Source organism: Microbacterium sp. AG238 (assembly GCF_003610405.1).
In the GTDB taxonomy this organism is placed as follows: domain Bacteria; phylum Actinomycetota; class Actinomycetes; order Actinomycetales; family Microbacteriaceae; genus Microbacterium.
Genome location: NZ_RAQC01000003.1, coordinates 81909 through 103158, shown reverse-complemented (window position 1 = coordinate 103158; position 21250 = coordinate 81909). Strand labels below are relative to the sequence as shown.

Below are 21250 nucleotides of genomic sequence, written 5' to 3'. Positions count from 1 at the left end.
TCGGCCGGGCCGGGCCGAGCACCTCCTGTTGCCCGATCGAGCCTGTTGCGGTACGGGGCCGGTGTCAGGCTCGGCCGCTGGCGTCGTGAAGGCGCGTCAGCGCTTCGCGCATCTCGGCCAGCCGGCCGCGCCCGACAGCGCGACGCCGGAGGCGGGCGAGGATCCACGCCCGCACGGTGCCTGCGCCCGCGTCGAACCAGCGCGCCTCGCGCCAGACGTCGAGGAACGCCTGGCGCACGGCTTCCTCGGCGGCCTCCCGGCTCGCCGTCAGCCGCAGCGCGAGCCCGAAGGCGGCGCCGGCGGTGGCGTCGTACAGCTCGGCGAACGCACCCTGGTCGCCGGCGGCGACAGCGGTGAGGAGGGCGTGGAGCTCGGCCTCGGAGCCGGGACGTGAGGGCTCGTCCGCGGCCGTGTCCGGCGCGAGCAGATCGGTCATGAGGGAATCGTGCTGCGCGACCGCGCCGGCGGGAAGCGCTTGAGTCTCGACACCGCCCGTGGTAGGCCGATGCAGTCAGGTGAATACATCCGTCGTCGGTGCGCCCCGCAGGCGGACAGCGAAGCGCCCCAGGTCCGCAGACCCGGGGCGCTCGCGTGAGGGAGCGTCTTACTTGAAGGCGTCCTTGACGTTCTCGCCGGCCTTCTTGACGTTGGCGGCGGTCTGGTCCTTGTGGCCTTCGGCTTCGAGACGCTCGTTGTCGGTCGCCTTGCCGGCGGCTTCCTTCGCCTTGCCGGCGACGTCCTGAGCTGCGTTCTTGATCTTGTCGTCGAGTCCCATATTCGGCCCCTTCCGTCGATCTGCGTCCGGGTCTGATCCCCGGATGCCGGGACGGTTCATCCCGGTCCGGATACGGTAGGTCGATCGATTCCCACCGCGCGACCACTCGCGTTCCGGACGGCAATGCGGTATAGCCACCGATCCGGTATGGCGGGTCGTCAGTTCTGCATGTTGATCTGCTGCCCCGTCACCAGCGGGTAGTGCACGAGCGTGTCGGCGTCGAGGTTCTCGCGATGCATGTCGACTCCCGAGATCTGGCTGTTCTCGTATGTCGTGTAGTAGTACACACCGGTGTCGGTGTTGCAGCACGACGAGTAGATGGTGATCTCGAATTTGCCCTCCTCCCCGACGTGCACGCACCCGCGTTGCTGCGCCACCGACCCGAGGATCTGGAAGAACTGGCTGATCGATTCCGACTCGGATTCGCCGGCGACGGAGTTCATCCGGGTGAACGCCGCCTTGGCGAAACGGGAGGACGACGAGAGGTCACCGGGGAGCCCGATCGCTCCCATACCGCGGCTGTACCGGTCCAACGCGAGCTCGGGGGCGAAGGTGTTCTCTGGCGGGTAGGTCGACAGGTGCATGAGGTTGTTGAGGCCGAACAGCTGGATGTCGAAGGTCGGATTGTTCGTGAGCACGCCGACGGGGTTGTCGTACACGCGAAGCCCCTCCCGCACGCTCTCGACGGTGATCGACCGTTCGCGGTCGGCGATGATCCAGTGCAGCGGTGAGGCCGGGAAGGCGTCGCTGAACGAGGCGTCGGTGATCGTGACGTCGGTGAGCGCCGCCGCGACCTCGTCGACGGTCGCGAAGCGGCCGAGGACCCACGGGATGAACTCGAACGACGCGATGTTCGTCGTGCCGGCCTTCTCGGGCTTGTAGTCCGCGTTGCCGGGGAAGTTCAGCCCGGCCATGCCCAGCCCCCGCTCGTTGACGGCGTCGTAGTACAGCGGGTAGCCGTCGGCGATCGTCGCGATGCCGATGATCGCATGGTGGGTCTCGAGCGGATCGGTCGCCCGGAAACGGAAGGGGAAGTTGCGCGGAGTCACCACGACGGTCTCGTGATACGAGAACTCGAGGTCGAGGTTCCGGCCGAAGTAGTGGTTCCGCGTGGTGTAGCTGACACCTGTGCACATGGTGCGCCTCCTGTGACGTCGGGCCGCCCGTCGACCCTCGTCCCACCCCTACCCGAGCGTCGACGCCGCACGGCAGGGCCCTTGACACGCCGTCGCGCACGTGCGGCCCGGTGGAACGCGCACACCGCCGACAGGTGTGAGCGCTCACCTCGGGGCGATCCGCGCCGATGGCGACCGTGACTGCCCGGCCCCCGCGGTTGCTGATTCGTTACGGAGACCACTCTTGACACGACCCGTATTGTGAGCGCTAACATTCGAGCGTCCCCCTGTGGTGACATGCATCAGAGATCCGGCGACGTCGCCGGACGAAACGAGGAGGTTTCCGATGTCCCAGGTGAAGTCCGTCGTCACCGCGATCGCCATGCTCGGCGTCGTCGCACTCAGCGCCACCGCATGCGCGAGCTCCGGCTCGCCGGGCGGCTCCGGCGGCGACGACGTCATCACGGTCGGGTTCGCCCAGACCGGTTCCGAGAGCGGATGGCGAAGCGCCAACACCGAGTCGATCAAGGAGGCGTTCTCGGCTGAGAACGGCTTCGACCTGATCTTCAACGCCGCCGACAACAAGCCCGAGGCCCAGATCGCCGCGGTGCGCAGCTTCATCAACCAGGGCGTCGACGCGATCGTGCTCGCGCCCATCGTCAGCGACGGGTGGGACGACGTCCTCAAAGAGGCGAAGGATGCCGGCATCCCCGTCATCCTCGAAGACCGCACGGTCTCGGCACCCGACGATCTCTACGCCAGCTGGATCGGGCTCGACTTCGAGCAGGAGGGCAAGACGGCGGGCGAATGGGTCGCCGAGAACTTCGGCTCGAAGCCCACGAACCTCGTGATCCTCGAGGGGACCACCGGCTCGTCGGCGGCCACCGACCGGCAGACCGGTTTCGACGCCGCGGTCGCGGGTACCGACATCACCGTGCTCGACTCCCAGACGGGCAACTTCACCCGGGCCGAGGGCAAGACGGTCATGGAGGGCTTCCTCCAGAAGTTCGGCTCCGAGATCAACGTGCTCTTCGCCCACAACGACGACATGGGCCTCGGCGCCCTCGACGCGATCAAGGCGGCCGGTATGACGCCGGGCACCGACATCCAGATCGTCACGATCGACGCGGTGAAGGACGGCATGACGGCGCTCGCGAACGGCGAGTTCAACTTCATCGTCGAGTGCAACCCGCTCCTCGGTGAGAAGACGGCCGAGGTCGTGAAGTCCGTCGTCGCGGGCGAGTCGGTCGACAAGACCTACATCGTCGAGGACCAGAGCTTCACGCAGGAGCAGGCGAAGGAAGTCCTGGACAGCCGCCCCTACTGATCCGACACCCTGGTGGCGGCCGGCACCACCGGCCGCCACTCCCCCTTCAGAAAGCGGGTCGATGATGACCACGGAACGCCCGGTCGCAGTCGCGATGCGCGGGATCACCATCCAGTTCCCCGGCGTGAAGGCGCTCGACGCCGTGGATCTCACGCTCTACGGCGGCGAGATCCATTCGCTCATGGGAGAGAACGGCGCCGGCAAGTCGACGCTCATCAAGGCGCTCACCGGCGTCTACGCGATCGACAGCGGCAGCATCGTCGTGGGCGGCCGCGAGCGCTCGTTCCGCAGCACGGCCGACGCGCAGGCCGCGGGCATCTCGACGGTCTACCAAGAGGTCAACCTGTGCGCGAACCTCTCGGTCGCCGAGAACGTGATGCTGGGCAACGAGGTGCGCCGCGCGGGACGCATCGACTGGCGTGCGACGCACGAGGCGGCCGCGGGCCATCTCGCCGAGCTCGGACTCGACATCGACACCCATTCCGTGCTCGCCAGCCACTCGATCGCGGTGCAGCAGCTCGTCGCCATCAGCCGGTCGATGGTCATCGACACCCGGGTCCTGATCCTGGACGAGCCGACGTCGAGCCTCGACCGCGGCGAGGTCGAGCAGCTGTTCGCGGTGATGCGACGGCTCCGTGACCGCGGGGTCGCGATCCTGTTCGTCTCGCACTTCCTCGACCAGATCTACGAGATCTCCGACCGCCTGACGGTGCTGCGCAACGGCGGCCTCGTCGGCGAGTACCCCGTCGCCGAGCTCGGGCGCGAGGCGCTCGTGGCGCGCATGATCGGGCGCGAGCTGAGCGCTCTCGACGCTCTGTCGTCGACGGCGGAGCGCGAGATCGACCGCGACGCCGTCCCCGTTCTCCGCGCTCGCGGGGTCGGACGGCGCGGCGTCATCGAAGCGGCCGATCTCGACGTCCACCGCGGCGAGGTCGTCGGGCTCGCCGGGCTGCTCGGCTCGGGCCGCACCGAGCTCGCGCGGCTGCTCGCCGGTGCCGACCGCTCGGACGGCGGCACCGTCGAGATCGATGGTGCACCCACCCGTCTGAGCACCCCGCGGAACGCGCTCGATCGCGGCATCGCGTTCTCGTCCGAGGACCGCCGGTCCGAAGGCATCGTCGCCGACCTCACCGTCGCCGAGAACATCGTGCTCGGCGTGCAGGCACGGCGCGGCGCGCTGCGGCGGGTGCCGCAGAGCGAGCGCGACGCGCTCGTCGCCGAATACCTCGACGCGCTCGGCGTCCGCCCCGCCGACCCCAACGCCCTCGTGCGCAACCTCTCGGGGGGAAACCAGCAGAAGGTGCTGCTGGCACGATGGCTCGCCACCGCCCCCGAACTGCTCATCCTCGACGAGCCCACCCGCGGCATCGACGTCGGCGCCAAGGCCGACATCCAGCGCAAGGTCGCCGAGCTCGCGGCCCAGGGACTGGCCGTCGTCTTCATCTCATCGGAGCTCGAGGAGGTGCTGCGCATCGCGCAACGCGTCGCCGTCCTGCGCGATCGTCGCAAGATCGGCGAGCTCATGACGCAGGATGTGGACGTCGACACACTGGTCGCCTTCATCGCCGAGGGCGACTCCGAGGACCCCTCGGGTAAGGAGAAGATCGCGTGAAGAAGCTGTTCACGCACCGGCTCGTCTGGCCGGTGCTCGCCCTTGTGGCCCTGATCGCGGTCAACACCGTGTCGCGGCCGTCGTTCCTCAGCGTGACGGTGCAGAACGGGCAGCTGTACGGCTCGCTCATCGACATCCTCCGCAACAGCGCCCCGCTCATGCTCGTCGCCCTCGGCATGACGCTCGTGATCGCCACACGCGGCATCGACCTCTCGGTGGGCGCGATCATGGCGGTGTCGGGCGCGGTCGCCCTGACGATCATCGAGGCCTCGCCCGAGCCGGGCAACCTCGGGGTCGTCGCGATCGCCATCGCGGCGGGCGTGGGCACCTCGCTCGTCCTGGGGGCCTGGAACGGCTTCCTCGTCGCGGTGCTCGGGATCCAGCCGATCATCGCCACCCTCGTGCTCATGCTTGCCGGGCGCGGCGTCGCCCTGCTCATCACGCGCGGGTTCATCACCACGATCAACAGCGAGCCCTACCAGTTCATGGCGCAGGGCTACGTTTTCGGGCTGCCCTTCGCGCTGTGCGTCTCGGTCGCGGCGATCGTCGTCGTCGCCGTCGTCCAGCGGCGCACCGCGTTGGGGATGCTGACCGAGGCGGTCGGCATCAACCCCGAGGCCAGCCGGCTGGCGGGCGTGCGCTCGCGCGGGATCATCTGGGGCACGTACATCGCCAGCGGGACCCTCGCCGGGATCGCCGGCATCCTGTACAGCTCGAACATCATGGCCGCCGACGCCAATGCGGCGGGCATGTACATCGAGCTCGACGCCATCCTCGCCGTCGTGCTGGGCGGCACATCGCTCGCGGGCGGCAAGTTCAGCATCGCCGGCACCGTGGTCGGCGTCTTCACGATCCAGACCCTCAAGACCACGATCACCTTCCTCGGCGTCCCGCCCGCGGTGAGCCCGGTGTTCATGGCCGGCGCGGTGCTCGTGGTCGTGCTGCTGCAGTCGCGCCGGGTGCGCGGCTGGTTTACCTCCGGCCGCCGCCCCGCGGCTCGCCCGGTCTCCACCCGCTCCGACGCGAAGGTGCTGTCATGACATCGCTCACCGCTGCCCCCCGCGCGCACGAGCGCGCCCTGAGCCCCTGGCGCCGCTTCCTGAGCCGCCACATCGCCCTCGTCCCGGTGTTCGCGGCCGCCGCGATCCTCCTCGTGATGATCGCGGGCGCGATGATCAACTTCCCGAACTTCCAGCTGCCGCGGATCCTGTCGTCGATCCTCCTCGACAACGCCTACCTCCTGGTGCTCGCGGTCGGGATGACCTTCGTGATCCTCACCGGGGGCATCGACCTCTCGGTGGGCGCGGTCATGGCTTTCACCGGCATCCTGTGCGCGCGACTGCTGTCGGAGGGCGTGCCCGTCGCGGTCGCGATTCCGGCGATGATCGCGATCGGCGGTGCGATCGGCCTGCTGATCGGCGTGCTGGTGCAGTTCTTCGACGTCCAGCCCTTCATCGCCTCGCTCATCGGGATGTTCCTCGCGCGCGGCCTCGCTTTCGTGGTGAGCCTCGAGTCGATCAAGGTCGCTGACGAGGGTCTGCTGTGGCTGCAGTCGACCCGGCTGTCGTTCGGCGGCTGGTACATCACGCCCACCGGCATCCTGGCGCTGCTCACCGTCGTGCTGGCCGCCCTGGTCCTGCGCTACACGCGCTTCGGCCGCACCGTCTACGCGATCGGCGGCAGCGAGCAGTCGGCACGCCTCATGGGCTTGCCGGTCGTGCGCACCCGACTGCTGGTCTACGTCATCAGCGGCATCTGCGCGGGGATCGCGGGCATCGTGCTGACCGCGTACTCCGGCGCGGGCTACCCCCTGAACGGCGTCGGCACCGAGCTCGACACGATCGCCGCGGTGGTGATCGGCGGCACTCTCCTCACAGGAGGCAGCGGCTTCGTCGTCGGATCGCTCATCGGGGTGTTCGTCTACGGCCTCATCCGGACGATCATCTCGTTCCTGGGCGCCGAGCAGTCATGGACCCGCATCACGGTGGGCGCACTGCTGCTGGTGTTCGTCGTGGTGCAGCGGGTGATCGTCAGCCGATCCGCCACGCGGCGGTGACGGCCCGCCGCGCCGCGGCAGCGCGGCGGCGCTTCGGGGCGGCATGATGGTGCGCATGGATCCCGAGGCGCCGCCGACGCTCGAGGTGCGCGGAGCCGACGTGCGCTTCGGCCCCGAGCAGGCGCTCGCGAACGTCGATCTGCGCCTGTTCGCGGGCGAAGTGCATTCGCTCATGGGAGAGAACGGCGCGGGGAAGTCGACGCTCATCAAGGCCATCACCGGCGCGCTCCGCCTGGATGCCGGTGAGATCCTCCTCGACGGCGCCCCGGTGCACCTCGCCCGCCCCGCGGACGCGATCGCGGCGGGCATCTCCACGGTGTACCAGGAGATCGACCTGCTGCCGAACCTCACCGTCGCCGAGAACGTCTCGCTCGGACGCGAACCGCGCCGCTTCGGCATCATCGATCACGCCGAGATGCGCAGGCGGGCCGCGGCTGCGCTCGAATCCCTCGGCGTCTCGATCGACCCGGGCTCGCTCCTGTCATCGCACTCCCTCGCGATCCAGCAGCTCGTGGCCATCGCCCGGGCCGTGTCGGGCGACGGCCTCCGCGTGCTCGTGCTCGACGAGCCGACGTCGAGCCTCGACGCCGACGAGGTCGCCGAGCTGTTCCGCGTCGTCCGCGAGCTGACGGCCCGCGGCATCGCGGTGCTGTTCGTGTCGCACTTCCTCGACCAGGTCTACGAGCTGTGCGACCGCGTCACGGTGCTCCGCGGGGGCCGGTTCGTCGGGGAGTACTCGACCACCGAGCTGCTGCGTGTCGAGCTCGTCGAGAAGATGCTCGGCGACTCGGCGGCGCGGCTCGCCGCGATCGACGACGAGCCGGCGCCGCCGAGCGAGGGGCCCCTGGTGCTGTCGGCCCGCGGCGCACGCACGGGCCGGACCCGGCACCCGTTCGACCTCGAGCTCGTCGAGGGCGAAGTGATCGGCTTCGCCGGTCTGCTCGGTTCGGGTCGCACCGAGTTCGCGCGTGCGCTCACGGGGGTCGACCGGCTCGACGAGGGCGCGGTGCTGCTCGACGAGACCCCGCTCGGGGGTCACGGTCCGCGGTCGGCGATCGGGCGCGGGGTCGTGTACTCGTCGGAGAACCGTCGCACCGAGGGCGTGCTGGGAGACCTCAGCGTGCTCGAGAACATCACGCTCGCGCTGCAGGCGCAACGCGGCATCCTGCGTCCCGTGGGCGCCACTCGGGCGCGCGAGCTCGCCCGGAGCTGGATCGAGGCCCTCAACATCCGTCCCGCCGACATCGACCGGCCGGTGCGGGAGCTCTCGGGCGGCAACCAGCAGAAGGTGCTGCTGGCCCGACTGCTCGCGCTGTCTCCGCGGGTGGTCGTGCTCGATGAGCCCACCCGCGGCATCGACGTCGGCGCGAAGGCCGAGGTGCAACGGCTCGTCGGAGAGCTCGCCGACAACGGCGTGTCGGTCGTCTACATCTCGGCGGAGCTCGACGAGGTGCTGCGCGTCTCGCACACCGTCGCCGTCGTCCGCGATGGGCGCATCGCCCACGTCGTGCCGGCCGCGGATCTGACCTCGGACCTGCTCATCGCCCTCGTCGCCCGCGCCGATGACCCCGCCGGCAAGGCCGATGACTGACGCGCGCACGCCCCGGGCGGCGAACATCTTCGACGTCGCGAGACTGGCCGGCGTCTCGCACCAGACGGTGTCGCGCGTGCTCAACGACATGCCGAACGTGCGTCCGGCCACCCGCGAGCGGGTGGAGAAGGCGATCGCGCAGCTGCGTTACAGCCCCTCTCCCGCGGCGCGCGCGCTGGTGACCCGGCGCACCCGGACGATCGGCCTCATCACCCCCGGCACGGTGCAGTTCGGGCCGACCTCGGTCGCGACCCACTTCAACTTCGCCGCGCGGTCGGAGCGCTACAACGTCGACGCGATCAGCTCGCCCGAGAGCGATGTCACCGCCGTGCGGTCGGCGATCGACGGGCTGCTCCGGCAGCGCGTGGACGCCATCGTCCTCATCGTCGTCGATCTCGACGTGCTCGCCGCCGTCCAGGGTCTCGAGCTCGACATCCCCCTCGTCGCCGTCGCCGCCACGAGCCGGCCGCACCCGCAGCTCGTGGCGATCGACCAGTACCGGGGTGCACGCAGTGCCGTGCGCCACCTCGCCGAGAGCGGGCATCGGCGTATCCACCACATCGCGGGGCCCGCACGCAATCCCGACGCCGCCGAGCGCGTGCGCGGCTGGCGCGACGAGCTCGTCGCGAGGCGGCTCGATATCCCGCCGCTCGCCTACGGCGACTGGTCGGCCGCGAGCGGATTCGGCATCGCGATCGAGAGCGACATCGCGCCGGGCGACGGCATCTTCGTCGGGAACGACCACATGGCCATCGGCGTGCTCTCGGCGCTCCGCGAGCGCGGACTGCGCGTGCCCGAAGACGTCGGGATCGTCGGGTTCGACAATGTGCCCGAGGCCGCCTTCCTGCACCCCGCGCTCACCACCGTCGAACAGGACTTCCCGGCGCTCGGCGCCCTCATCATGCAGAAGGTGCTGCTCGTGGTGGAGCAGCCCGATGTGGTGACCGAAGCGACGCCGCTGCCGACCCGGCTCATCGTGCGGCAGTCGTCGGTCACGGACGGCTGAGCGCCGCTCCCAGCGTTCTCGTGACCGGGTGCGGCACGATCGTTCCCATGGCCTCTCGATCCCGGATGCGGCGGCGCCGTCGCCGGATCGGGATCGTCGCCGTCCTCGTGACGGTGCCCGTGCTGCTGGTGACCTTGATCGTCGCGATCGGGGTGACCGCGACGAACCTCGCGGCGATCCCGGGCGGCGCCGCGCCTCCGGGCGATCAGCCGCGCGCACTCCCGCCGAACGCCGGTGACATCGACCCCGGCAACCTCATCGACGACGACCTCTTCTTCGATCGCGACGCGCTCTCGACCGCGGAGATCCAGGACTTCCTCGACGACCGGATCGGCGAATGCGTCAATGGAGCGTGTCTGAACGTCGCGACAGCCGGCATCTCATCGCGCGAGGCGCGGGTGTCGGAACGCACCGGTGACGTGATCTGCCGCGCGATCGAGGGCGGCGAGCTGCCCGTCGCGGAGATCATCCATCGCGTGCAGGAGGCCTGCGGGATCTCGGCGCGCGTCATCCTCGTGACCCTCCAGAAAGAGCAGTCGCTGATCGAGGGCCGCGCGGCCCGCGCGCCGTCGGAAGGCCGGCTGCGCGCGGCGATGGGCGCCAGCTGCCCCGACACCGCCCCGTGCGACCCGGAGTACGAGGGCGTCGGCGCACAGATCGTGGCCGGAGCGACCGACCTGGCCTCGTACCGCGCGTCGAACTTCATGCGACAGCCCGGAACCCACTTCATCGCCTTCCACCCCGACCCCGCGTGCGGCGGGACGGAAGTCGCGATCGAGAACGACGCGACGGCGGCGCTGTACAACTACACGCCCTACCAGCCCGACACCGCGGCCATGTCGGCGGGATGGGGCTCGGGCGGCCCGTGCTCGTCGTACGGCAACCGCAACTTCAGTTACTACTTCGCGCTGTGGTTCGGTTCGGTGCGAGCCGGATGAGGCTTCCCGCCGGATAAGTGCCCGCTGTGCGCCTGCTCTGCGCCCACAGGCGGAGCCACTATCGTGCGTCAGGTGACGACATCCCTCAGCGACCTGCGTTCGTTCGCCGCGGGCGCCGGCTCCTGGCTGCGCCACCGTCCGGTGACGCTCCTGATCGCGATCCTCACGATCGGGCTGAGTGTCGCGGGGCTGATCTTCGAGCCGATCGACTGGGGTTTCATCCCCGCCCAGGACGCCGGTGGCGCTGGCGCCGCGACTCGTCACTGGTGGAGCTCCGTGACCTCGCTGTTCGTCGTCGAGACGGTGCCGGCCCTCATCGTGTTCGTCGTCCTCGTGCTCGTGGTGGTGGGCGCCGCCGAACGGGCGATGGGGAGCATGCGCACCGTGATCGCGTACCTCGTGGGCGGCGTCGCGGCATCCTTCCTGGGTTTCGCGATCGACCTGTTCGAGCAGACCTACCTCGCCGGCATCCCGTTGAACGCGCCCGCCGTCGACGTGTTCTCGCCCACCGCCCCGCTGCTCGCCACGGCCATGGCTGCCAGCTCGTTCTTCGGCACGATCTGGCGGCGTCGCACTCGACTGCTGGGGGTGCTCTCCGCCGTCACGCTCTATCTCTACTCGGGCGGCGCGAACGACCTGTTCTCGCTCCTCGCCGTGCCGGTAGGCTTCGCGCTCGGCTTCGCACTCGGTGGGCGCAGCAGCGGTTTCCGCCTCGTGCGCAGCTCGTACTACGAGAAACGGGTGCTGCTCGCAGCGATCGTCGCGATCACGGCGATCGGCCCGGTCGTCGCGACCGCCTCGGGGTCGGGCGCGGGCCTGCTCTCGATCTACGGCTATCTCTCGATCGACCCGCTGAGCATCGTCGACGGCCAGGTGTGCGCGTTCGGCTCGGCGGGCGCCCCGTGCCCCGATGACTTCTCCTCCATCTCCGATCTGCAGGGGTGGTCGAGCGTCGTGGCACTGCTCCCGCTGGTCGTCCTCCTGCTCGCGGCGCGGGGCATCCGCAACGGCCGGCGCATCGCGCTCGAGGTCGCCGTCGCGATCAACCTCGCGATATTCGCCGGCATGCTCTACACGTTCTTCGTGATCGAGCCCGACACCGTCGCCGCCATCGGCGAGGCCGTCAACGCCGAGACCGCGGATTTCGTGTGGCAGACCCTCACCGGGGTGATCGTCGGCGCCATCGTGCCCCTGGCCGTCGCGATCGTGCTGATCGTGTTCCGGGGAGCCGCCCGGGTGACGACCACCGCGGCTGCCAAGCGCACGTTCATCCTGACGATCGTGATCGGGACGGCGGCGACGCTCGTCGTCTCGTTCGTCGGGACGCTCGTGATCGCCGACGGCTTCCAGCCCGGCGTGGATGCGCTCATGGTGTTGCGCGCGTTGCCCCTGCGCCTCGTGCCGCCGACCCTCATCCCCTCGGACATCATCGAGTTCGTGCCCGAGTCCGGTGCCGCCCAGGCGATGTGGTACCTCCCGTCGCTGGTGTTCTGGCTGATCCTGGTCGTCGCCGTCGCCCGCGTGCTCGTCGACTCGCGCACCGTGCTCGATGCACCCGACCGGCTGCGCGCCCGGGGCGTGCTCGAACGCGGTGGCGGCGACACGCTGTCGTTCATGTCGACGTGGCGCGGCAACTCCTACTGGTTCGCGCCCGATGCCGACGCGGCGATCGCCTACCGCGTGCGCGGCACGATCGCGGTGACCCTCGGCGGTCCGTTCGGCCCCGACCACGACCGGCCCGACGTGGTGTCGGGCTTCGTGGAGTTCTGCGGTGCGCACGGCTGGACCGCGACCTTCTACAGCGTCGACGCGCGTGAGGGCAGTGTCTTCGACCACCTCGGCTGGCAGCGGATGCCGGTGGCCGAGGAGGCCGTCCTGCGCCTGCCCGAGTGGAACACGGCGGGAAAGAAGCGGCAGGACATCCGCACCGCGACCAACCGGGCGTCGCGCGAGGGGATCACGGCCGTCTGGACCTCGTGGCGGGAGCTCACCTCGAGCCAGCACGCTCAGATCCGCGAGATCTCCGAGGGCTGGGTCGCCGATCGCACGCTGCCCGAGATGGAGTTCACCCTCGGCGGCGTCGACGAGCTCGACGACCCGGCGGTGCGGCTGATGATGGCGGTGCACGAGAGCGGCCGGATCGAGGCGGTCACGAGCTGGCTGCCGATGTTCGAGCACGGAGCCGTGACGGGTTACACCCTCGATTTCATGCGGCGACGTGGCGACGCGATGAACGGGATCATGGAGTTCGTCATCGGCGCCGCCGCCGACCGGATGAAAAGCGACGGGCTCGGCCTGCTGAGCCTGTCGGGTTCGCCGCTGGCCTCGACGCAGCTCGGCGATGACGCCGAGCGCACCAATGTCGCGCGACTGCTCGACCTGCTGGGCGGGCTGCTCGAGCCGGCGTACGGGTTCCGGTCGCTGCTGAACTTCAAGCGCAAGTTCCAGCCCGAGTTCGTGCCGCTGTGGGCCGTGTATCCCGACCCGGCGATGCTGCCCGCGCTGGGCGTCGCTCTGACGCGGTGCTACCTGCCCACCCTCACCCTCGGGCAGGCGGTACGGATGGCGGGGTCGCTGCGCGAGCCCGCCGTCAGCGGCCGAGCCCCCAGTGATCGGCGATGATCTCGAGACCCTGCTGGAAGATGTAGGTCCACGAGGTCGCATCGTGGGCGCTCCCCTGCGCCTCGACGTAGGTGGCATCCATCCCCGCGGCCTGCGCGGCCTGATAGATCCGCTGCACGCCCGGGAGGAACCCGGCGTCGTTGCTCCCGACGCCGAAGACGGCGGTCATGTCGCGGTACGGCGCGTGGGCCGCCATGATCGCGGCGGGCTTAGCCGCCTCGTAGGCTGCCCGGTCGCCGCCGAAGCCCTGCGCGATCGTCGTCGCCTCGTCACCCAGCGAAGGGAACTCCTCGCCCGAGGCGTCGAGGATCGCGCTGAAGAGCTCGGGGTGGGCTGAACCGAGCTGGATCGAGCAGGTGCCGCCCTGCGACAGGCCGCCGATGCCCCAGAAGTCGGGGGCGTCCAGAACCGGCAGGTTGGCTTTGATCCAGGTCGGCACGTCGACCGTCAGGTAGGTCGCCGAGTTTCCCAGCGGCGAATCGATGCACATCGGGTTGGCGTCGGGCGAGCCGAGCTGATCGGGCGAGACGACGATCGGGGCGAGGCCGTCGTGAGCCGACGCGTAGGCGTCGAGCGACTGCTGCAGGTGGGCGGCGATCAGCGGATCCTGGGGCTGGCCGGGCTGTCCGGACAGCACGATCAGCACGGGCAGCAGCGGCGGGTTGTCGGTGAGGGCTGCGGGCGGGCGGTAGATGACGGCCGGACGGGCGGTGAAGCCCGACGCCGTCGCGGGGATCGTGACCGTGCCGACCTCGCCGGTCGAGGGCATCCCGTCGGGGGCAGTCCAGTCGGCGATCGTCGGACGGTCGGCGTTGCCGTCGAGGGACGGCAGGTCAGCGGAACCGAACGCGGGCATCCCGAGGGCGAGGCGCACGGTCGGATACTGTCCGAACGCGATGTTCACGCCCATCGCTGCGGTGAGCGCGAAGAGCACGATCGCCAGCGGCGCGGCGACGGCCCGGCGCCAGGTGGGACGCCAGAGCGACACCAGGGCGACCCCGATGGCGGCGAACCCGAGCGCGATCCACATCCGCGAGTCGGCCGTGAGGACCACGCCGAACAGGTTGTAGTGATCCGCCAGCAGCCAGGTCAGGCCGATGCCCAGGAGCCCCGCGACGACCGCCGCCGTCGCTGCCGTCATCGTCCAGCGCCGGCGGAGCCAGCGGTTGCTCGGCCGCAGCACGACGAGCAGCACGAACGCGAGGGCAGCCGCGATGCACGTCCCGACGACGGCTGGGCCGGAGAGGATGTTCGTGTTGAGCAGCCAGTTCACATCGACCTCCCGAGGACGGCGCCGCGCCGCAGTGGCGCGACGGGCTCACCGCCCCGCCCACAGCGTAAACCGGGCCGCGTGCTCGCCTGCGCACGCGGCCCGGTTTTCGCGGCGGTTTCATCAGTCGGCGTGCTCGGGCGGCCACACGACCGAGAAGCGCTCGAAGACGATGTCCTCGTCTTCCGACCACTCGGCTCCGCGGGCCGCCGCGACGCGGGTCCAGTAGCGCCGGTGCTCGCGCTGCCAGCTCTCGAGCGAGAGGTCGTCCTCGCCCTCGTCGGCGGCGAAGGCGGCATCCGCGCTCGCGAAAGGCCCCAGGCGCAACTCCGTGGTGCGGATGACGATGCGCGGAGTTCCCGTGCTGTCGCACGCGATCCAGTGCGAGCCGAGGCGAGGGATGAGATCTCCCCGCGCGACGAAGTCGGCGACGAGCTCGGCGGTGGCACGCTTGCCGCCCGCGAGCACGATCCCGAGCAGCTCGTCGGCCAGGCGTGCGTTGTCGCCGAAGTGCTCGACGGTGTACTCGGGCGCCGCGCGCACCGCCTCCGGGTGCGCGGCCCGATACTGCTCCCACATCGCGGCCGCCGCGGCCTCGTCGAGGGGCAGGGCGGGCGAGGATCCGCTGTGTTCGCTCATCCCTCGATCCTCGCACCGGCGGACGCGGTCACCCGATAGGTGCGCACCTCGAAGGGCCGCAGCTCGACCGTCACACGGCCGGCGTCATGCTCGACCTCGCCGAGGTCGTCCTCGATGAGCGAGGCCTCGCGGACGATCACCGCCCCGTCGATGCGCACGTCGCCGGCCACGCGCCGCCCGGCCGGCTCGTACACGCGCACGACGAGGTCGCCCGAGCGATCGGCGGCGAGCTTGACGCCCGAGACCAGGATGCCGGGTGTCGCCGTGACCAGCGGCGCCACGGGCGCTCCGGCGCGCTCGCGCATCGCGGTGTTCAGTGCGATGCCCGCGGCCGTCGCGGTCTCGATGTCGGCGCCGATCACCAAACCGTAGCGGTGGTTCTGCTCACCCTGATCGGTCTCGGGATCGGGGAATCGCGGCGCGCGCAGCAGCGAGAGCCGGACCGTCGTGGTGACGCCGCGGTCGGGTTCGGCGTCGCGCGTGACGTCGTACCCGTAGGTCGAGTCGGTCACGAGGGCCGCCCCGAAACCCTCTTCGGCGACGTGGACGAAGCGGTGCATCGAGGTCTCGAACTTCGCGGCTTCCCAGCTGGTGTTGGTGTGGGTCACGCGCCGGGCGTAGCCGAACTGCGTCTCAGCGGCGGTGTGCTCTGCCTGGATCGCGAGCGGGAATGCGACCTTGAGGAACTTCTCGACCTCGTGCCAGTCGGTTCGCTGCGAGATCTCGATGGTGCGCGAGCCGGGCCGCAGGACGAGCTCCTGCGTGAGCGTCGACGCCGAGAACGACCGGGTGATCGTGACGTGGGCCGCCCCGTCACGCGTGTCGGCGGCGAGCGCGTCGAGGTCCGTGAGGTCGGTGACGCGGTTCCGGTAGAAGCGATCGACGTCCCAGGCGTCCCACATGTTGGGGAAGTCCTGGTGCAACTGGAGGAGGTTCGCCGGTTCGCCCGCCGGTATGGTCTCGCGCCCGGTGGCGAGATCGATCGCCGAGGTGATGAGGCCGTCGGCCGAGATCGTCACCCGGACGAGGTCGTTGCCCAGCACGAATCCGCCGTCGCGCTCGAGCACGTCGACCGCTCCCGCCGGGGGTGCGGCGGGGGCGGCGCCGAGCCCGGGGACGCCGTCGCGGGCCAGCGGCGACGCGTTGAAGACGACGCGCTCGTCGCCGGGGCCGGCCAGCAGCTCCTGGGCACGATCGATGAGCGCCTCGGCGGCCGCCGCGACGCGCTCGTACTGCTCGACGGCCTCGCGGTGCACCCACGCGATCGAGGTGCCGGGCAGGATGTCGTGGAACTGCTGCAGCAGGACCTGCTGCCACAGCGCGTCGAGCTCGTCGTAGGGGTAGTCGGCACCGGTGCGCACGGCGGCGGTGGCCCACCAGGCCTCGGCCTCGATCAGCAGGTGCTCGGTGCGCCGGTTGCCCTGTTTCGTCTTGTGCTGGCTCGTGAGGGTCGCGCGGTGCAGTTCGAGGTACAGCTCCCCCACCCATACCGGCGGCTTCGGCAGCTCGGCCATCGCGCGTTCGAAGAACGCGTCGGGGTGCTCCCACTGCACGCGTGCGCTGCCTTCGAGGTCGGCGAGGCGCTCGGCCTTGCCGGTCATCTCGCGGGTCGTGCCGCCGCCGCCGTCGCCCCACCCGACGGGCGCGATGGATCCGGATGCCACACGCGATTCGCGGAACTGCCGCGACGCCTTCGCCACCTCCATGCCCGACAGCTGCGAGTTGTAGGTGTCCATCGGCGGGAAGTGGGTGAACATCCGCGACCCGTCGATCCCCTCCCAGGCGAAGGTGTGGTGCGGGAACTTGTTCACCTGGTTCCACGAGATCTTCTGCGTGAAGAACCACTCGAAGCCGGCGCGGCGCATGAGCTGGGGCAGCGCGGGCGAGTATCCGAACGAGTCGGGCAGCCATACGCCGCGCGAGCGGATGCCGAACTCCTCCTCGAAGAAGCGCTGACCGTAGAGGAACTGGCGGGCGATCGCCTCGCCGGTGGGCATGACGGTGTCGGACTCGACCCACATGCCGCCCAGGGGCAGGAAGCGCCCCGCGGCGACGGCATCCTTGACCTTCGCCCACACCTCGGGACGATGCTCCTTGAGCCAGGCGTACTGCTGCGCACTCGACATGCCGTACCGGAAGTCGGCGCTCTCCCCCAGCAGCTCGGTCATCGTGGTGCTCGTGCGCGCGACCTTGCGGATGGTCTCGCGCACCGGCCACAGCCACGCCGAGTCGATGTGGGCGTGGCCGATGGCCGAGATGCGGTGCGCGCTGGCCTCGGCGGGCGACGCCAGCACCTCGGCGAGCGCGGCCCGCGCGTCCGCGGCGGTCTCGGCGATGTGCTGCAGGTCGAGACGGTCCAGCGCGTCGTCGAGTGCCTGCAGGATGCGCATGCGCCGGGGCGCGGTCTCGGGCAGCTCCGCCTGCAGTTCGACGAGCACCTCGAGGTCGAGCGCGAGCTCGTGCACCTCGGGCTCGAACACGGCGAGGTCCATGTGCCGGACCGTGTAGAGGGGCCGGGGCGAGGAGGTCTGGATGTCGCCCTCCTGCGTCGGGAGGAAGGGGTGGTAGTCCAGCAGCACGGGGTTGGCGGCGGCCTCGATGTAGAACTCGACCTCTTCATCGCCGGCGGCTTCCTCGGCGATGCGCACCCACTGGTTGCGGGGGTTGAGCGACTTCACCGGCTCGCCGCTGGGGAGGTAGACGAGCCCTTCGCACTGGAAGCCGGGCATGTTCGGGTCGAAGCCGAGGTCGACGACGGCCTCGACCCGGCGACCCGCCCACGCCGCCGGCACCCGCCCGCGCACGCGGAACCAGGTCGTCGACCATGCCGGTCCCCACGGAGATCCCGCCTCGAACGGCTCGAACTCCAGCGCCAGACCGGCGGCAGGCGCGATGGGCTCGCCCGGCAACCGGTTCGCCGAGATCTCGAGCGGGATGCGCGCGGAATGGATGGCGGGGCGGATGCGCTCGGTGAGCACGCGTGCGGCGCGGCCGGTGGTGAGAGGGATGTCGTCGTGCATGGGTGGGTGGATCCGTTCGGTCGTCGTCAGGGCGGTCGGGCGGGGCGGGTCAGGGCAGGGTGGCGGCGGCGCCACCGCCGAGGACGGGGGCGGGTGCGCCGAGGTCGGCGGCATCCACTCGCTCCATCCTCTCGATCCCTCGTGCGGCGAGCAGCGCAGTATCTGCCTGCCGCGATGCGAGGACGACCTGCGGGCCGCGGCCATCGCGTTCGGCGGCGCGTACCCAGGCTTCGAAGAATGCGCCGCCCGGTGCACAGTCGGCGCGGTAGGGGCGGGAGTCGTCGAGTACCAGGCCGACGGGGGATGCCGCGGGGCGGGGTGCGCCGCGCAGTTCGCGCGCCAGCTCGGCGAACCGGCGACCGGTCGGTTTGACGACGCCGTCCTCGTCGATCAGTCCGAGGTCGTACTCGACCGGCGGGAAGTCGAGCAGGGAGCGGGCGACGTCGTGGGAGCACCACCACGTGACGGCGGAGAGCACGGGGACGTCGGCGGCGCGACGCACCGTCTGTTCGAGGAAGTCGGCCGCGTCGCCGCGATCGACGACGGTGACGGGGACGCCGACCTCCTGGAGCCAGACCGGGCGATCGGCGAGAGCGTGCCAGGCGGCCGCGAGCTGCACGAGGTACTCGGCGTGCCGCACCGATCCGGCGCCGAGGCCGCCGTGTCGCTGGGCCGCGCCGTTGAAGACCCAGGAGTGCACGACGGTCTGGTCGCCGTGCTCGGCGGCGTGAGACGGCAGGAAGGGTTGACGCTCGTCGTACCAGGTCGCGTCGTAGGCGGCGTGCGTGATGAGGCCGGGTGCGCTCTCGCGTGCGACGCCGAGGAGACGCACGAGCCACTCCTCGGCCTGCGCTTCGTCGATCGGATGCGGGTGCGGGTGCGGCCTCGCGGCGAACTGGTTGACCTCGTTGCCGAGGGTCAGCCCCAAGACGTTGGGGCGCGGCCGCAGCACCTCTCCGAGGGCGCGCAGGTACGCCTCCTCGCCCGCGAGGGCCACGGGGTCGGTGAAGATGTTGCGCTCGTGCCACGTCGTGACCCACGCGGGCAGGAAGTCGAAGCTCGACAGGTGCCCCTGCAGCGCGTCGACGTTGACATCGAGGTCGAACTCGGCCGCAGCATCCACCACCGCGCCGATGTCGGCGAGGGCCGCGGGCCGGAGCAGTCCGCGGTTCGGCTGCACGAGGTGCCACAGCGGGAAGAGGCGCACATGGTCGGCCTCGAGCCCGGCGATCGCCTCGAAGTCGCGGCGCACCTCGTCGAGGTCGAGGTCGAGCCACGCATGGAACCAGCCGGCGCGGGGCGTGTAGTTCACGCCGAATCTCATCACGGGGTCGATCGGGGAGGTCATGGGGCCTTCCGGGGTCGGGGACGACGGGGCGGAGAAGGGGGCGACGCGAGGAAGCCGGGGTGGGGCTCAGCCCTTGACCCCGCCCTCCTCGACACCCTTGAAGAAGTGACGCTGCAGCACCGCGAAGACGATCGCGATCGGGATGAAGGCGATCATCGAGCCCGCGGCGATCATGCGCTGATCGTTGGAGAACGTGCCCGACAGGTATTGCAGGCCGATCGTGAGGGTGAACTGGTCGGGGCTCGTCAGCACGATGAGCGGCCACAGGAAGTCGTCCCAGGCGCCGATGAAGCTGAAGATCGCGATGACGGCGACCGTTCCCTTCACCGACGGGAGCGACACGCTCCAGAACCGCTGCAGGGCGTTGGCGCCGTCGATGATCGCCGCCTGGTCGATCTCTTCGGGCAGCACCCGGAACGCGTTGTACATCAGCAGCACGTTGAGGGTGGCGACCATGCCGGGCAGCGCGACACCGAGCAGGGTGTCGGCGAGGCCGAGGTTGCGGATCGTGACGAAGTTGGCGATGATCGTCGCCTCGCCCGGCAGGATCAGCGTCGCGAGGAACAGGCCGATGACGATCTTGCGTCCCCGGAACCGCAGGCGCGACAGAGCGAAGCCGGCGAGGGTCGAGAACACGACGTTGCCGCCCACGGCGAAGACCGCGACGAACAACGAGTTCCCGATGAACTGCCACACCGGGATCGCATCCATGACGCGGGTGTAGTTGTCGAGCGTGGGCTGGCTCGGCCATAGCTGCGGGATGCGGGTGTAGATGTCTTCGCTCGTGCTCTTCAGCGATGTCGAGAGCTGCCACAAGAACGGGCCGATGCTGATGAAGAGCACGAGGACGAGCAGCCCGTACCGGGCGACGATCTCGCCCGGCCGCATCGAGCCGAACCCGCCGCGGCGACGTCGGCGGGGTTCGACCCGCTCGCGGGTGGCGGCGGCGCTCATTCGCTGCTCCGGCTGTTGATCCTGGCGAGGACGAGCATCGGTACGAGCGTGACGAAGAACATGAGGATGCTCAGCGCGCTGGCGTAGCCGAGGTCGCCCGAGAACCCGCGGGAGTACTGCTGGATGAGCATGACCATCGTCATCGCCTCACCGCCGGCGCCGCCCGTGCCCCCGGTCATGATGAACACCTCGCTGAAGACGCGGAGAGCGGCGATGCACACCAGCACGGCGATGAGGAACATCGCTCCGCGGACGGCGGGCAGGGTGACGGAGAAGAAGCGTCGCACCGCGCCGGCGCCGTCCATCGCGGCGGCCTCGTGCAGGTCGCGGCTGACGTTTCCGAGGGCGGCGAGGTAGATGATCATGTAGAAGCCGAGACCCTTCCACACCGTCAGGCTCACGGCGCTGAGGATGATGAGCCAGCGGTCGGTGAGGAAGGGCAGCGGCTGCTGGATGATCGACATCGCCTGCGCGAGGCCGTTCACCAGCCCCCGGTCGTCGAGCATGAAGGTCCAGATGAGGGCCACGACGACGGCGGAGGCGATGACGGGCGTGTAGAACGCCGTGCGGAAGAAGGCGATGCCGGGGAGCTTCTTCTCGACCAGGAGTGCGATGAGCAGCGGGAGGATCGTCAGCAGCGGCAGGCACACGAGCATGAACACGACGCTGTTCAGCAGCGCGCCCATGACCTGGTCGTCGCGGAGGATCAGCTCGAAGTTCCGGAAGCCGACGTATTGCTCGTTGCCCCCGAGCGGCTTGGCGTTCGTGAACGCCATACGGATGGTGTTGAGCGAAGGCCAGATCGAGAACACCGCCAGCCACAGCAGGGCCGGGGCGAGGAAGAGCCACGGCGTCCACGAACGGGTCGCGTTCGCGGGGCCGTGCCCGACGGGACGGCGCCGTCGTGCCGCGGTGGCGGCGGGCGCCCCCGCGACCGGGGCGAGCCCGGCCGCGGGGAGGTTGGTGAGGGTCATGGC

At 70.2% G+C, this 21250-nt stretch carries 17 protein-coding genes; 8 read left to right on the top strand and 9 right to left on the bottom strand.

Annotation, left to right across the window (positions count from 1 at the left end):
* Positions 1-64: 64 nt before the first annotated feature.
* The 3 genes from DEU36_RS15610 to bsh all read right to left on the bottom strand — a co-directional run bounded on the left by DEU36_RS15610 (position 65) and on the right by bsh (position 1911).
* On the bottom strand, positions 65-436 hold the full coding sequence (locus DEU36_RS15610) for a sigma factor (protein ID WP_120265260.1): 372 nt from the start codon (positions 434-436) through the stop codon (positions 65-67).
* 168 nt (positions 437-604) lie between these two features.
* A complete protein-coding gene (locus DEU36_RS15605; protein WP_120265259.1) occupies positions 605-775 on the bottom strand; it encodes a CsbD family protein in 171 nt (56 codons plus the stop codon).
* Positions 776-933: 158 nt separating this feature from the next.
* The gene (gene bsh, locus DEU36_RS15600; protein WP_120265258.1) at positions 934-1911 is read right to left on the bottom strand and encodes a choloylglycine hydrolase; all 978 of its coding nucleotides are present in this window, start codon (positions 1909-1911) and stop codon (positions 934-936) included.
* A 325-nt stretch (positions 1912-2236) separates the two neighbouring features.
* Between bsh and DEU36_RS15595 the strand changes: the two genes are divergently transcribed.
* From DEU36_RS15595 to DEU36_RS15560, 8 genes are all read left to right on the top strand, one after another.
* Positions 2237-3217, top strand: a complete 981-nt coding sequence (locus tag DEU36_RS15595) for an ABC transporter substrate-binding protein (RefSeq protein ID WP_120265257.1) — start codon at positions 2237-2239, stop codon at positions 3215-3217.
* Positions 3218-3281: 64 nt separating this feature from the next.
* Complete coding sequence (locus DEU36_RS15590; protein ID WP_259455413.1) at positions 3282-4829, top strand: sugar ABC transporter ATP-binding protein; 1548 nt, start codon at positions 3282-3284, stop codon at positions 4827-4829.
* Positions 4826-5869 (top strand): ABC transporter permease, encoded by a 1044-nt coding sequence (locus DEU36_RS15585; protein ID WP_120265255.1) that lies wholly within the window; start codon positions 4826-4828, stop codon positions 5867-5869. The genes DEU36_RS15590 and DEU36_RS15585 overlap by 4 nt, the downstream gene beginning before the upstream one ends.
* Entirely contained in the window at positions 5866-6885 is a 1020-nt protein-coding gene (locus DEU36_RS15580; protein WP_120265254.1) for an ABC transporter permease subunit, read from the top strand. The genes DEU36_RS15585 and DEU36_RS15580 overlap by 4 nt, the downstream gene beginning before the upstream one ends.
* Before the next feature lie 55 nt (positions 6886-6940).
* Complete coding sequence (locus DEU36_RS15575) at positions 6941-8476, top strand: sugar ABC transporter ATP-binding protein (RefSeq protein WP_120265253.1); 1536 nt, start codon at positions 6941-6943, stop codon at positions 8474-8476.
* Complete coding sequence (locus DEU36_RS15570; RefSeq protein WP_120265252.1) at positions 8469-9482, top strand: LacI family DNA-binding transcriptional regulator; 1014 nt, start codon at positions 8469-8471, stop codon at positions 9480-9482. Before DEU36_RS15575 ends, DEU36_RS15570 begins: the two co-directional genes overlap by 8 nt.
* 47 nt (positions 9483-9529) lie before the next feature.
* Entirely contained in the window at positions 9530-10420 is an 891-nt protein-coding gene (locus DEU36_RS15565; protein ID WP_147374453.1) for a hemagglutinin, read from the top strand.
* Between the two features lie 72 nt (positions 10421-10492).
* On the top strand, positions 10493-13042 hold the full coding sequence (locus DEU36_RS15560) for a bifunctional lysylphosphatidylglycerol flippase/synthetase MprF (RefSeq protein ID WP_147374452.1): 2550 nt from the start codon (positions 10493-10495) through the stop codon (positions 13040-13042).
* Here the strand turns inward: DEU36_RS15560 and DEU36_RS15555 are convergent.
* The 6 genes from DEU36_RS15555 to DEU36_RS15530 all read right to left on the bottom strand — a co-directional run bounded on the left by DEU36_RS15555 (position 13011) and on the right by DEU36_RS15530 (position 21247).
* Entirely contained in the window at positions 13011-14315 is a 1305-nt protein-coding gene (locus DEU36_RS15555; RefSeq protein WP_120265249.1) for an esterase family protein, read from the bottom strand. The two genes, DEU36_RS15560 and DEU36_RS15555, sit on opposite strands and share 32 nt — an antisense overlap.
* A 120-nt stretch (positions 14316-14435) precedes the next feature.
* Positions 14436-14951 (bottom strand): ASCH domain-containing protein, encoded by a 516-nt coding sequence (locus DEU36_RS15550; RefSeq protein WP_120265248.1) that lies wholly within the window; start codon positions 14949-14951, stop codon positions 14436-14438.
* Positions 14948-17971 carry a glycoside hydrolase family 38 C-terminal domain-containing protein gene (locus tag DEU36_RS15545; protein ID WP_120265323.1) on the bottom strand — a complete coding sequence of 1008 codons (3024 nt, stop codon included), beginning with the start codon at positions 17969-17971 and terminating at the stop codon, positions 14948-14950. The genes DEU36_RS15550 and DEU36_RS15545 overlap by 4 nt, the downstream gene beginning before the upstream one ends.
* 49 nt (positions 17972-18020) lie before the next feature.
* Complete coding sequence (locus DEU36_RS15540; protein WP_220700953.1) at positions 18021-19319, bottom strand: glycosyl hydrolase; 1299 nt, start codon at positions 19317-19319, stop codon at positions 18021-18023.
* A 66-nt stretch (positions 19320-19385) separates the two neighbouring features.
* Complete coding sequence (locus DEU36_RS15535; protein WP_120265247.1) at positions 19386-20273, bottom strand: carbohydrate ABC transporter permease; 888 nt, start codon at positions 20271-20273, stop codon at positions 19386-19388.
* A complete protein-coding gene (locus tag DEU36_RS15530) occupies positions 20270-21247 on the bottom strand; it encodes a carbohydrate ABC transporter permease (RefSeq protein WP_120265246.1) in 978 nt (325 codons plus the stop codon). The genes DEU36_RS15535 and DEU36_RS15530 overlap by 4 nt, the downstream gene beginning before the upstream one ends.
* Between the last annotated feature and the right edge of the window lie 3 nt (positions 21248-21250).